We start from the raw sequence: 13,061 nt of genomic DNA, 5'->3' as shown, positions 1-13,061 counted from the left end.
CCCGCTCTTGGATTGACCAACCGTGCCGGCGAGAGACATGCCGTTGCGCGGATCCGACCCCGCTTCCGCATCGTGCGGTAGTCGACCCTGTCCCGCCAACGCCGGGACTGAGCCCCCCGGTTGACCCTGCTTCGCCCCTTTTCATCCGATGGTGGCATTCGCAGAACGATAGGAGATGGACATGTCCGCGCTCCGCGCCCGGCTGTCGGCGATATTGCTCGCCGTGTGCCTGCTCTTCACAGGCCAAGCCCTGACCACACCGCAGCGGGCTGCCGCCGCCGATCCGGGCTATCTGATGGCGCACTTCATCGGGGAAGGGGCGACCGGTCAGCAGATCTACTTCTCGCACAGCGCGGACGGCCTGCACTGGAGTGACCTCAACGGCGGCGGGATGGCCCTGCGTTCCACGGTGGGCACGCGTGGAGTGCGCGACCCCGCACTGGTTCGCTCTCCCGACGGCAGCAAGTACTGGATCATCGCGACCGATCTGTGCATCGACTGCGGGCAGACGTGGAGTCAGTCCATCAACGACGGCAGCCGCAACCTCGTGGTGTGGGAGTCGACGGACCTGGTCAACTGGTCCGAGCCGCGGCTGCTCAACGTCGCCGGAGCGATTCCCGACGGGCGCAACGCGTGGGCGCCGGAGGCGATCTGGAACCCGGCCACCAACGACTACATCCTGTACTGGGCGACGAACAAGCCCCTCAACGGCGCAACGAAGCACCGCATTTACTACGCCCGCACCAGCGACTTCCGCTCCATCACCACCCCGCAGGTCTACATCGAGCGCCCCGGCACCCAGGAAATCATCGACACCCAGATCGTCGAGATGCCGAGTGGCGTCGGCGACTACCGCTACGTACGGGCCTCCGGTGACGGCCAGATCACCCTCGAAGGCAGCAACTCGATCCTCGGCACCTGGACCAACCTCGGCAACCTCTCCGGCATCGGCCTGACCGGCTCCCAGGTCGAGGGTCCGATGTGGATGAAGTTCAGAGACCGCAACGAGTGGACCCTCTACCTCGACCAGTACGCCTCGGGACGCGGTTACATGCCGGTCACGACGACCAACCCGTCCGCCTCCGGCACCTACAAGCTCCCGGCGTCGGGCAGCTACAACCTGGGCGGCACCAAGAAGCGCCACGGCTCGATCCTGAACCTGACGGCCGCCGAGGAGAGCCGCGTACAGGCCCGCTGGCCCAACACCACGGTCAACCGGCTCCAGTCGTACAACTTCCAGGACCGGTACGTCCGGCACGCCAACATGGACGTGCGCATCGACCCCAACNNGTCTCCTTCGAGTCGGTGAACTTTCCCGGCTACTTCCTGCGGCACGCCGGATACGACTTCCAGCTCGCCTACAACGACGGCACCACCCAGTTCGCCGCGGACGCCACCTTCCGCAAGGTCGCCGGGCTCGCCGACGCAAGCTGGTCGTCGTTCCAGTCGTACAACCACCCCGACCGGTACATGCGCCACTACGGGTACCAGCTCCGTCTCGACCCGATCACCACGGCGACAGGGCGCGGCGACGCCACCTTCCACGTGACGAACTGACCCCACGCCGACGATGTGGTCCGCGGCCCCGTGCGGTCAGAGTGTGCCGTTCCCTCGCCGTACGGGGCCTCGTGTGGACCGGCGAGGGGCCAGGACCGGCTGCACGAGCCGATGCCGGTCCACACAGGTGCGGGCGTTGATGAGAGCGATCAGCAGGTCGACCGCTTCGTCGCTCACCCGGTCCGGGCGGAGGCTGAGCGTGGTGACGGGCGGGGTGGTCGCCGCGTAATCCGGATCCTCACTGATGCACGCCACCAGTAGATCCTGCGGCACTCGAAGCCCGTGGTGCCGGGCGGCGGCGAGGATGTTGTGACCGGAGTCGGAGTAGATGCCGATGACGGCGTCCGGTCGTGGATCGCGGTTGAGTAGCCGGCTGACCGCGTCCCGTTCAGCAGTGAAGTAGTCGGGCAGCGAGGCGTACTCCTCGACGAGTGTGGGCAAGTCGTGCTCGGCGCACCAGGAGGCGTAGGCGCGTCCGATCAGGCGCGGGTACTCGTTGTCGTGCAGCGGCTGGGAGAGCGCGATCCGCCGGGCGCCGGCCTCCGTGAGGTGGTCGAGCAGGAGACGCAGGCCCGCGTCGTAGTCGATGTCTACCCACACGTCGCCCCAGTGCGGCTGGGGCGGCCGGCCGTCGCAGACCATGGGGACGCCACGCTCCCGCAGGAGGGAACGCACCGGGTCGTCGGCGCGCGGATCGACGTGGATGACGCCGTCCATCGGTGTGTTGAGCCACATCCACGGTGACAACGAACTCGGCATCACCATGAGCAGGTAACCGCGCTCATGCGCTGCGGAGATGGCGCCCAGCGCCAGCTGTGCGTAGTACGGGATCTCGGTGTACGGGACGGGAAGGTCGCCGTATGCCGTCATGGTCAGACCGAGCACTCCGGTGCCGCCGCGAGCCAGGGCACGGGCCGTGCTGGCGTGGACGTAACCGAGTTCGCGTGCCGCGGAGAGCACGCGCTGCCTGGTCGGCTCGGACAGCCGGCCGGTGCCGTTGAGGGCGTTCGACACCGTGGCCGTGGAAACCCCGGCCCGTTCGGCCACGGCACCGAGTGTGGGGCGTTGCCAGACACGCGAGCTTCTCATGTGTTCCCCAACAGTGCCTGTTGTTCCCAACAGCCCCATGACGGATTGTGGTTAACACCTTGATCACTCAGCGTACGCGGCGACAGCGGCCGGGTCCGGAGTTATCAGATGCCAGATGTTCGCAGTACAAGCCTGTAAGGCACGGTATGGTCCGCTCGACCAGCGTGCCGATCGCGGAACAAGAACGGCCAAGGCCCAATAGAGCCCTGGTTACGTCAAGTTCCCATTTCCTGCCCCGGCCGGGGCCGTATCGGATCAGGACGTTCGAGTCCTCGCGCCCTCGCGGGTGGCGGGCGCGAACGCGTCACATGGACATAGGTAAGGGGACGCGGTGGAGGCGACGAATACACAGGTGCGGCCAGGCACCATACCTCCAGTCGTTGCGGCGCGCTGGGCGCTGTGGACGTTTGTCATCGTCAACTTGGTGATCGTCGAGGCCTTGTTCCTCACCGCAGGGACCGGCAAGAACGGGGTGCTCACGGTCGCCAAGTTCTTCGGCCTGCACGCCGCCGTACTGATGTTGTTCCAACTGCTGCTGGTGGCCCGGCTGCCGTGGCTCGACCGCCGTATCGGCATGGACCGGTTGACGGTGTGGCACAGGTGGGTCGGCTTCACCCTGCTGTGGACCCTCCTCACCCACGCTGTGCTGGTGGTGCTGGGCTACGCGCGGCTCGATGACGCGTCTATGACGAAGACGTTCTTCGCACTGGCCGGAGTGACCGCTTCGCTGCTGGGGATGGGGGCCGCGGCGATCATCGTCGTGGTCGCCGCGGTGTCCGCCCGGAATGTCAGACGGCGGCTTCGGTATGAGACCTGGCACGGCCTGCATCTGCTGCTGTACGTGGCGTTGGGGCTGGCATTCGTCCACCAGTTGCAGGAGACCACGACCTTCAGCTCCTCCGCGCCCGCGATGATCTACTGGTGGGCCATGTGGCTGTTCGCGTTCGGTGCCCTGGTCACGGGCCGGATCGTCATGCCTGTGTGGCGCAACGCCTATCACCGGTTCGAGGTCGCGGAGGTGGTGCCGGAGTCGGACGACGTCGTGTCGGTGCACGTCACCGGCCGCCACCTCGACAGGCTGCCGGCCCGGGCCGGCCAGTTCTGCATCTGGCGGTTCCCCGGGCACAACCACTGGTGGCTGGCCAATCCGTTCTCGCTGTCGGCTGCACCCGACGGCCGCACGTTGCGCCTGACCGCCAAGGCGGTCGGCAGCGCCAGCGCAGGCCTGCGGAACGTCCGGGTCGGGAGCCGCGCGTTCGTCGAGGGGCCGTACGGGGCGTTCACCGCGTTGCACCGAACGCGGCCCGGCGCACTGCTGATCGCCGGAGGAGTGGGGATCACGCCGGTTCGAGCCCTGCTGGAGGAGGAACCGGCCGGAGACGTCGTCGTGCTCTACCGGGTGCGCAGCGAGGATGACGCCGTGCTGGTCGACGAGGTACGAGCCCTGCTCGCGGACCGCGGCGGGCGGCTGCACCTGCTCACCGGCCGCACAGGGGAGACGAGCCCGCCGTTCGAGCCCGACAGCCTCGTCGCCCTGGTTCCCGACATAACCGAACGCGACGTCTACGTCTGTGGTCCGCCCGGGATGACCTCGACCGTGCTCAGCGCCCTGCGCAGGCTGCAGGTTCCCCAACGGCAGGTGCACGCCGAGCGGTTCGGCCTGGCCTGACGCGTGGGGGCGACGGGCGCGATCGAAGCCTCGGCGCAATCCACGGGCTTTGTCCCGCCGCCCCCACCGTGCCGCCCTCACCGTGCGGTTCCGAAGTCCTGTGTCCGTAGCTGCCGGGCTGAGCGAGAGGACGCCGATGGCCGGCCTCAACTTGTTCTTTATAGTCTGATTGTTCTTTATGGTCTGAGCCGCTTTGAGAGTGCGTGACGCGACCCGATGAGACGCTGAGTAGGGTTGTGGTCATGGCCAAGGGGATGGGGCGGCGGCCCAAGGTGGACCTGGACAGCGGCGTCGAGGACGTGACGCTGTCCATCCTGGAGTGGCTTGGCGAGCAGGGAGTCGGTGCCATGATCCGGGTCGACGCGGAGCGCATGCGTGACGGTCAGCCGGCGTGGACATTCGCTGCTTCAGGTGGGCCGCTGGACGGTGGGATGAGAGCCGACGGGGCCTCGGTCGCCGAGTGCATGGGCGTGGCACTGCTTCGATTGCGCGAGGCCGGGCTGGCTGTTCCATTCTGACTTCGTGCTCCGTCTCTGAGCTGATCGCGTTCGGTGATGCTTTCGGGGTGTCTGGTGGTCTTTCCCACGTCGTAGCGGGTGGCGGGGTGCCGGGTTTTCGAGCCGGGTGGCCTGCCGGGGCCAGGCCGGCTGGGTTTGGGTGCACGCGCCGGGCAAGGCAGGTTCGGGCGGAGGTTCCTGCCCCCCCGGCGGACCCTGGCCGGGGTGAGTCGGCCGGGCCCGGCGGGCTTCTCCCAGGGGTGGCGCAAGTCGGCGGCGGCCTCGCGCAGGAGGCGGATCTGGGTGTGGGCGGCGATGATCAGCCAGGTCCAGCGCTCGCCGGCTTCAGGGGTTCGCAGCTTCGGACGGGTCCACCCGAGGGTCTGTTTCATCAGCCTGAAGAGGTGCTCGATGTCGAACCTGCGCAGGAACGCCTGCCAGCGCACGTCGACGTCCTCGCGGTTCAGGCCGGTGGCGGACGACCAGAGCCAGAGCGGGAGCGGGTCGCCTCCGCCGGGCAGGCGGTCGACCTGGAGGCGGATCAAAGTGCCTCGATGATGGGGAGTTCATCGGTGTGGTCGATCCATGCGGAGCGGGTGGTCAGGCGGGGGTGGATGCGGTCCCAGGCCATCGCGCGGGCGGTGCCGTACCGGTCGGTGACCTGCACGGTTGCCGCGTCCGGCTCGCCCCAGGTGTCCGGCTTGGCGAAGCGAAGCTCCTTGCCGTGCTTCGGCGGTCGCCCGCCCTGGGGGTAGGACAGGGCGTACTCCTTGAGCTAGGGCGTCGGCCGTCGCATGACACGGTCCGAACGCATGCGTCCAAGCACTTCGACCGGGAGGCCGTCGAGGAGGTGGGCCATGCGCGGGGCGTCGTAGCCGGCGTCGAAGACAATGAGGATGTCGCGGTCGCCGACATGCCAGCGGCCCATCTCGATCAGGTCCTCGACCACGCGGCGGAGCTGGGCAGCGGTGACCTCAGCGACGTCGTCGACAGGCCCGAGAGGGACGGCGTCCAGGAGCTGGCACCAGGACACGTCCGGCCGATTCGAGGGCGGCGACGAAGGAGTACGGCCAGCCGGGGACGAACTGGTCCGAGGACCGTCCGCTGCGACCGTAGACGTGGCAGAACGGACGGTCCGCGCTGGTCGGCGCGTCGGGGCGCAACCAGTTGCTGACGTCGGCCGCCAGGACCAGGCGCCCGTCGGCGGCCTGCGGCATCGGCAGCCCGGCCAGCACCTGGCCGCAGCCGGGGTACGTCCACACTTCCGTGGTTCAACGCCTCGTACATCGCGCCGTGCCCACGCCGGTGTTCGGCCGTCAGCGTCAGATTCACCGGCGTGGTCACCGGCCCGTCCGCGCACAGCACCGCGTCGGTCAGCTCGAACAGCGTGTCCCCGCGCACGGTCAGACAGTCGAAGAAGTCGTTCCGGAAGTGTGATGCCACCGCGAACGCTTCGCGCCGGACATCGTGATGCAGCAGACTCATTCCCCCACGGCCTTCGTACTGGTCAAGTGCCTCTTTGGTCGGAGCACATGATCAGACCGGACGGAGGCCGTGTTCACGTCCCCAGAATCCCTGTATGAGTGATCACGTTCGGGGCATCGTTCGAGGGCAGACCATAAAGAACAAGCTTAGAGATCCCGCGGGCAGGGGCGTCGTCGCGAGCGCCGCGATACCGCCGCCCGGACCAGCGGAATCTAGTGATCGCGCGATGATCGGTCGTGGCGACGGACCCGCGAGGGCGGTTTGCCGTCGGGGGAGGGAAAGCCTGTTGCTGGTGGCCGCTGGTCGGGGGCTCCTTTTCAGTGCAACCTCACCATCCGAGCTGTTTTTCGCCCAGGACCTCGCTGCCGATGTGCGCGGCCAGCTTCTGGGCTCGCGGCAGGTCGCCCCAATTGGTCACGTGGACGAAGACGGTGTGATGCTCAGTCCATCGGCCCAACTGGGCCTTGTCGCCGTGGAACACGACCTGGACCCCGTCGTACTGGGCCACCCCGTATTGGTCCGCTTCCGGTTCATCCGGCCATACGCCGTGCCAGTCGATGGCGGCCACGCCCTGGCCCAGAGCCGCTACGAAGCGTTCCTCCACGCTCCCTCTCGGAACATCCTCCATGACGTTCAGCGGCAGGTGCGGCTCCAGTGAGGCGTCGTCCGCCGTCGTGACGTCGAGGGCGAACCAGACGTCCTCACCTGCTGGGCCGGTACGCGTGTGCGCGTAGTCGAAGTTCGCCTCAGGCAAGACCGCAGCCATCTGCTGCACGTCCGCGACCGTTCGCAGCTCGGCAAAGAACTCAACCTCGTCGTCGCACTCTGCGAGCAGCGCGCACAGGCGCTTGGCCTGTGTGTATGCCGCCGACGCGTCGGCGGTCTGGAAGACGGGGTATGCCCTGGAGTTGCCCATGGACGGAACCGTCACATGCCCTCGCGAGCCTCCGCCACCCCGTTTCTTGTGATCGCTGCGGTGACTCTTCCGTCAGGGCTCTCTGACGAGTTGGTGCGTGATAGCGGGTGAGGCTCAGGGCCGGGCCGGTGGCATGATCCGACTGTGGCGATCATGGTCAATCGGGCGGTACTGGCGCATCGGCTGTTCACGGGGCTCTCTCGGCGTCATCTCGCTTGCCTGATCGAGGAGTTGATGCAGATTCTTGAAACGGTTCTCATCAGCAGGCGGTCGGCAGGGTGATTGTTTCGGTGGGAAGCAGCAACGTCTGACGGTGAGTTCTGGGAACGCTTGAGCGTGCTCGGCGGCCGAAATGTCGGCGAGTTTCAGCAACACCGTGGATCGGCTGAGGGCTGCGCGGGGCCGGATGTCAGACCCGCCGCATACGATGCCCGGTTATGGCCGATGACGCGCTCGACTACTCCCGGCCCGGACCCTTCACGAGCCTGGACGCGACGCAGCTCCAGCTCATCGAGAGCCTGCCGGATGACCCCGTTGGCATCTGCGCCGCCGCGCAAGGTCTGGTCATTCAGCCTGTGGACGCCGCCGCGTTAGGGATCGGTGAGGCGCGGCTCGCGGAGAAGAACATCCGGCCGGTCAGCGAGCTGATCGCCGCCCTGGTCGCCCTCGATCCGTCCCCGCTGCAGCGAGCTCGCACCCCTGAGACACGGGTGATCGGAACCTGCCGGCACTTCGCCACCATCGCCTCCGGATTCCTGCGAGCGAGGGGCATACCCTCGCGGGCCCGGTGCGGTTTCGGGACCTACTTCCTGGAGGGCTGCGGCGTTGATCACTGGATCACCGAGTACTGGAACGCCGACCAGCGGCGCTGGGTGCGTGTCGACACCGAACACCTCGGCAAGACATATGTCGAGCGTCCCGAGGATCTCGCTGTTGGCGAGTTCCTGACCGGGGGCGAGGCGTGGGTTCAGTATCGCCAAGGTTCGGTCGACGGCCAGAAGTTCGGGGTGGCCGGTGTCGATTTCGCCTGGGGACCGGCCGAGATCAGTGGCAACGCTGTCCGTGACCTCGCGGCGCTCTGCAAGATGGAAATGCTGCCCTGGGACGAATGGGGCCTCATGACCGACGCTTATCAGGGCAAGACAGGGCCCGACTACGACCAGTTCATCGACGAGGTCGCCGATGCCTGCGCCAAAGACGATCCTCTGGCCCTGACCAGCCTGTTCACCCGGGAAGTCTTGGTCGTGCCCCACGACATGGTCGGATGACCAGATCCGGGGACTGACAGCGGAGCGCCGGCCACCGCGCCAGTCCCCACCTGCTCAGGTCGTGGCAGCCTTGGCCCTGGTCTGGGCCAGGCGGTAGGAGTCGGTGCCGGTCTCGATGATCGTGCCGTTGAAGGTGGGCCGGTCGACGATGGCGGTGCAGAGCCGCGGAGACCGTGCCGCTCGCCATAACCATCGCCTTCGCCATCGCCGTGGTGGGCGCTGGGCTGTGCCCTCGTTGGAGGGTTCGTCCTGGTCCAGGGTTGCGGCCGGTATTGCTTCAGGGTTGGACGCTTCGGGGTAGCGCCAGGCTGTTGTCGGGGGTCAGGCCGCTGAGTTTGTCGGGGTTGACCTGGAAGCGCAGGTTCTGGATGCGGCCGTCGGTGAGGTCGAAGGAGAGGGCGCCGACTGTGTGTCCGCCGAGGGTGGCCAGGATGCCGAGCTCGCCGTTGATGACGGCCGGTTCCATGGTCAGGGCGGCCAGTTCGGGCTTGGCGAGGAAACCCACGAGCCAGCGTGCGACGTGGTCGGTGCCGTGGAGGGGACGGCGGGCGGCGGTGACCTTGCCGCCGCCGTCGGACCAGGCGGTGACCTGGGGGGCGAGCAGTTCCATGACGGCGTTCAGGTCGCCGCCCGCGCAGGCATCCAGGAACCGGGTGGTGACTTGCCGGCGCTGGGTGTGGTCGGTGTCGAAGCGGGGGCGGCGGGCCTGGACGTGCTCGCGTGCGCGGTGGGCGATCTGGCGGACTGTCGGCTCGGGACGTTCGAGGGTCTCGGCGATCTCGGCGTGCGAGTAGCCGAAGACCTCGCGGAGCAGGAAGACGGCACGTTCGACGGGGCTGAGGGTTTCCAGGACGACGAGCATCGCGGTGGAGACGCTGTCGGCCAGTTCGGTCTCCGCGGCGATGTCGGGGGAGGTCAGCAGGGGCTCGGGGAGCCACGGCCCGACGTAGGTCTCGCGGGTCGCCCGTGCGGAGGTGAGGCGGTTCAAGGAGAGGTTGGTGACCGTGCGCACCAGATAGGCCTTGGGGTGGCGGACCGTGTCGCGGTCCGCGGTGCTCCAACTCAGCCAGGTGTCCTGGAGGATGTCCTCGGCGTCGGTGACGCTGCCCAGCATGCGGTAGGCGGTGGCGAACAGCAGCCTGCGGTGTTCGATGTACGGATCCTGCTCGTCCCTGGCGTCGACCATCGGCTCATGCTGCCAGCGCCGTAACCAGGGCGGCAAGGCCCGGGATCATGGCGCCGGCAGCCGATGCGCCCGTCATGCCGCGGGCTTGCGAGTGGCGCGGCCGCCCTTGGAGACGATGGTGGTGACGTTCATGCGCTTGCTGAACCGGTAGGTCGTGAGCGGGCTGCCGCTGACCATCTCCTTGTACGCGGCGGCGCTCCGGCCGGTGAGGTGCATGCGGCGGGGGGTGTCGTCGGCCTTGGTGAACTGGATGACGGCATCACGGCGGCCGAGACTGACCGGCTGGTGGAAGTAGCCGAAGCGGAACGGCTTGACGGTCTTGCCGCGTACGAGGCGCGCGATGGTGTCGGCGGTGTACTGGGCGGTGGGCAGGCCGCTCTGGCAGGTGCCGTGGATCTGTCCCCAGGCCAGCCGGACGGCGGCGGCGTCGCCGATGGCGTGGATCTGCGGGTGGGAGACCGAACGCAGGGTGGCGTCGACCAGGATGAGGCCGCGGTCGTCGGTGGCGATCTGGGCGTCGGCGGCGAGCGGCGACACCTTGACGCCGGTGGTCCACAGGCAGGCGTCGGAGCGGACGAGCCAGCCGTCGGCCAGTTCGACGGCGTCGGGCAGCACCTTGGTTACGCGGGCGCCGGTCTCCAGAGTGACGCCGAGGCGGTTCAGCGCGCCGTAGAGGTAGGCGCGCGCCTTGGCACCCATCATGGCGCCGGGCTCGTCCATGCTGATCAGCGTGACGTCCAGGCCGGGGTGGCTCTCGGCGATCTCGGTGGCCGCCTCGATGCCGGTCAGGCCGCCGCCGCAGACGGTGACCGTGCCGCCGGACGCAGCGATCTCGGTGAGCCGCACGGCGAACCGGCCGGCGGTCTCCGGCGTGTTGAGGGTGAACGTGTGGGTGTCGGCGCCGGGGACCTTGCCGGTGTCGGTCAAACTGCCCAGCGCGTAGACGAGCGTGTCGTACCCGAGGGTCTCGGCGCCGTCGACAGTGATCTGCCGGGCCTCGGGGTCGATGGCGGTGGCGGAGCCCTGGACGAACGTGACGCCGGTCCCGGCGAGCAGATCGGGGATCCGGTGGTCGGCCAGCTCCTGCCCGGCGGCGATCTGGTGCATCCGCAGCCGCTCGACGAACCGGCTCGAGGGGTTGACCAGGGTGATCTTCACGCCGGTCCGGCGGGTGCGGTGGGCCAGCCGGATGGCGCTGAACAAGCCCGTGTAACCAGCGCCGAGGACGACGATGCGGTGGCCGTTGCTCATCTCGATCTCCCAAGGTCGGGCACCGGCTTCGGTGTCGGTGACGCCCATGGGACAAGCAACCCGCACCAGGCGTGACAGGTCACTGATGTGAACCACGTCACATCAGTAGCCCCGTTGGAGTGCTGGCAAGAACCCGTCAGTTGCCTCGCTGCACCGGGCCCGGCCGAGGCGGAGCAGGACACCGAAGAGGACGGGCCTCACTGCCGCCCAAGCAGGCGCGTATCCGATGTCGAGGAGACTGCCCATGGAGCAGGCGCAAGAGTGCCTTCGACACGCGCTGAGCCCTGGACAACAGCCCCTCGCCGAACTGGACTCGGACGAGGTGTGGCCCAGGTTCGTACGCTTCGGCTCGCAACGCTTCGCCACCGCGGGCACAGCCGACGCCGATGGTCTCCTCTTCCAGTACGGGACCGACAGCTTCGAGGGCCCGCCCGTCTTCACGCTGGATCTTGCCCGGCAGTTCGAGGTCAACGACGCTTCCGGCGAGCATGATCATTACATTCAGCTCCATGTTGAACTCCGCTACGAACCCGTCTTTCAACTTCGGGCGCTGGGGCACTTCGAATCCTGGTTCTTCCACGACACGGACGACGAACTCGACCGCTGGGCCAACGGCCTTGGCCACCAGGAAATCTGGACGATCATCCGCAACTTCCCTCCCACGGAAATCAGGGTCTACCAAGAACAGGTGTGATCACAGCCGCGGGGCGACTGGCCTGGTGACGCTCCGCGATCGCTCCCCAAGATCTGTGCCTGAGGCGAGTTTCCGCAACGCCCGGTTGCTTGGCTTGCCCCGGATGTGGTGCGTTCCACGGCGGGGGTGGATGCGGAGTGTGGCGGTGTGCCGTGTACGGCCGGCGTGCGCATGAAGAGCAACGACGTGTCACGTGGTCCAAAGCCCCGCGGACGGAGACGCCGGTATGCGTCGGCGAGGTAGCCGCCGGGCGGCCCAGTGCAGGAGGCGGGGTGGCAGGATGACGTGGTGTCCGACTCCCTGCACGTGCCGTGGCTGCGCGGCATCGCCTTCAATCCGGCAGCGTCCTCCGACGTCCTGATACGCCTGGTGGATTCAGCGGCCGGTGAGGCCGGCCTGCTGATGTGCGCGGGTCGTGGCCTGCCCGACGCCGTCATAGACGCGGCCCTGAACCACCCGGACAGAGTGATCCGCCGCGCGCTCGCGCAGAACCGGCACATCGACCCCGCACGACTCGCCCCCTTGGCGAGGGACCCGTCGGGGATCGTCCGCGGGTGGCTCGCCGGCGGCACCCCTGCCCATCTCCGCCCGCGATGGGTCCGACCACTGCCCCACGACATCCTCGTCACCCTCCTGACCGCCCGGGACGGGGGCGAAGACGGCACGCTCACCGCGAACGAGATCGTCGGGGAGCTCATTTCCTCCCAGCAGATCCCTCTGTCCTTCCACCACTCCATGGCCGGGCACGAGCACCCCCAGCTCCGTGAACGCGCCACCTGGGAGTGGCAGTCGCTCACCGCCGCGCAGCGGGAGGCCCTGCTCGACGACCCCGACCCCGCGGTACGGAAGGCAGCGCAGGAGCACAGCTGGGTGCTGGATCCGGAACGGGTGGAGGCCAGGCTGCCGTCCTACGGCTCCCGCGGCAGGCCTTTCGTGTTCGGCAGGTGTGCCCTGTCCCCCGCGCTCGTCGAGCAGTGCTTCGCGGAAGGCACGGTGCACCCCCTGACCTGGAATCCCCACCTCCCGGCCGGCGCCGTCGCCCGGCTCGCCCGCCACCCCGAGGCGGAAATCCGCGCGTTGGTCGCAGCCCGGCCCGACCTGGGACCTGACCTGGTGGCGGAGCTGGGGGAGGACCCGGACGAGGACGTGCGGATGCGCGCAAGCCTCCACCCCTTCCCGCGCACCTGGCCCGAGTACTGGGCGATCGACAGGGTCGTCGGGCACGGCCCGGACTGCATCTGCCCGATCACCGAGCCGACCGGCGAGCCGTCGCCCGACTGGTTCGCCGCCTGCGCGGCGTCCGAGGAACCAGTGCTCCGCCGGGTCGCGGCGCGCTTCCCCGGCCTGCCCGCGGAACTCGCCGCGACACTCGCACAGGACGACGACGAGGAGGTACGGATCCTGCTGGCCTGCCACCACCCCCTGGCTCCGCCCCGCCTCCTCCTGGAC

The 13,061-nt window shown here is 68.2% G+C and carries 10 protein-coding genes and 3 pseudogenes; 7 read left to right on the top strand and 6 right to left on the bottom strand.

Annotated features, from left to right (window positions below; all coding sequences use genetic code 11):
• Nucleotides 1-181: 181 nt before the first annotated feature.
• Nucleotides 182-1,288, top strand: a pseudogene (locus tag AOK17_RS04925) (glycoside hydrolase family 43 protein); the annotation flags it as partial.
• A 2-nt stretch (nucleotides 1,289-1,290) separates the two neighbouring features.
• Nucleotides 1,291-1,557 (top strand): AbfB domain-containing protein (locus AOK17_RS51955; protein ID WP_245697015.1); only part of this gene is annotated, 267 nt, incomplete at its 5' end.
• A gap of 36 nt (nucleotides 1,558-1,593) precedes the next feature.
• Here AOK17_RS51955 and AOK17_RS04920 read toward each other — a convergent pair.
• On the bottom strand, nucleotides 1,594-2,646 hold the full coding sequence (locus AOK17_RS04920) for a LacI family DNA-binding transcriptional regulator (RefSeq protein WP_055611052.1): 1,053 nt from the start codon (nucleotides 2,644-2,646) through the stop codon (nucleotides 1,594-1,596).
• 367 nt (nucleotides 2,647-3,013) lie between these two features.
• Between AOK17_RS04920 and AOK17_RS04915 the strand changes: the two genes are divergently transcribed.
• Both AOK17_RS04915 and AOK17_RS51950 read left to right on the top strand, forming a co-directional pair.
• Nucleotides 3,014-4,315, top strand: coding sequence for a ferredoxin reductase family protein (locus AOK17_RS04915; RefSeq protein WP_425424590.1), 1,302 nt, complete (start codon nucleotides 3,014-3,016; stop codon nucleotides 4,313-4,315).
• A 242-nt stretch (nucleotides 4,316-4,557) separates the two neighbouring features.
• Complete coding sequence (locus AOK17_RS51950) at nucleotides 4,558-4,833, top strand: hypothetical protein (protein ID WP_245697014.1); 276 nt, start codon at nucleotides 4,558-4,560, stop codon at nucleotides 4,831-4,833.
• Between the two features lie 14 nt (nucleotides 4,834-4,847).
• Here the strand turns inward: AOK17_RS51950 and AOK17_RS53490 are convergent.
• Both AOK17_RS53490 and AOK17_RS04900 read right to left on the bottom strand, forming a co-directional pair.
• Nucleotides 4,848-6,297, bottom strand: a pseudogene (locus AOK17_RS53490) (NF041680 family putative transposase); the annotation flags it as partial.
• 328 nt (nucleotides 6,298-6,625) lie between these two features.
• Nucleotides 6,626-7,213, bottom strand: a complete 588-nt coding sequence (locus tag AOK17_RS04900; protein WP_055611054.1) for a hypothetical protein — start codon at nucleotides 7,211-7,213, stop codon at nucleotides 6,626-6,628.
• A gap of 437 nt (nucleotides 7,214-7,650) precedes the next feature.
• On the opposite strand from AOK17_RS04900, the gene AOK17_RS04895 reads away from it, so the two are divergent.
• A complete protein-coding gene (locus AOK17_RS04895) occupies nucleotides 7,651-8,481 on the top strand; it encodes a transglutaminase domain-containing protein (protein ID WP_055611050.1) in 831 nt (276 codons plus the stop codon).
• A gap of 54 nt (nucleotides 8,482-8,535) precedes the next feature.
• On the opposite strand, the pseudogene AOK17_RS49820 reads toward AOK17_RS04895, so the two are convergent.
• The 3 genes and pseudogenes from AOK17_RS49820 to AOK17_RS04885 form a co-directional block, all read right to left on the bottom strand.
• A pseudogene (locus AOK17_RS49820) lies at nucleotides 8,536-8,649 on the bottom strand (IS21-like element helper ATPase IstB); the annotation flags it as partial.
• Nucleotides 8,650-8,758: 109 nt separating this feature from the next.
• Complete coding sequence (locus AOK17_RS04890) at nucleotides 8,759-9,667, bottom strand: RNA polymerase sigma-70 factor (protein WP_055611049.1); 909 nt, start codon at nucleotides 9,665-9,667, stop codon at nucleotides 8,759-8,761.
• Between the two features lie 72 nt (nucleotides 9,668-9,739).
• Nucleotides 9,740-10,918, bottom strand: coding sequence for an NAD(P)/FAD-dependent oxidoreductase (locus AOK17_RS04885; RefSeq protein WP_206190678.1), 1,179 nt, complete (start codon nucleotides 10,916-10,918; stop codon nucleotides 9,740-9,742).
• A 244-nt stretch (nucleotides 10,919-11,162) separates the two neighbouring features.
• On the opposite strand from AOK17_RS04885, the gene AOK17_RS48005 reads away from it, so the two are divergent.
• Nucleotides 11,163-11,612 carry a hypothetical protein gene (locus tag AOK17_RS48005; RefSeq protein WP_245697013.1) on the top strand — a complete coding sequence of 150 codons (450 nt, stop codon included), beginning with the start codon at nucleotides 11,163-11,165 and terminating at the stop codon, nucleotides 11,610-11,612.
• A gap of 288 nt (nucleotides 11,613-11,900) precedes the next feature.
• The coding region (locus AOK17_RS04875) for a hypothetical protein (protein WP_055611053.1) at nucleotides 11,901-13,061 on the top strand (1,161 nt) is incomplete at its 3' end.

Origin of the sequence: Streptomyces phaeochromogenes (assembly GCF_001418655.1) — a bacterium.
GTDB classification, from domain to species: Bacteria; Actinomycetota; Actinomycetes; order Streptomycetales; family Streptomycetaceae; genus Streptomyces; species Streptomyces phaeochromogenes.
This window is presented reverse-complemented; position numbering and strand designations above follow the sequence as displayed.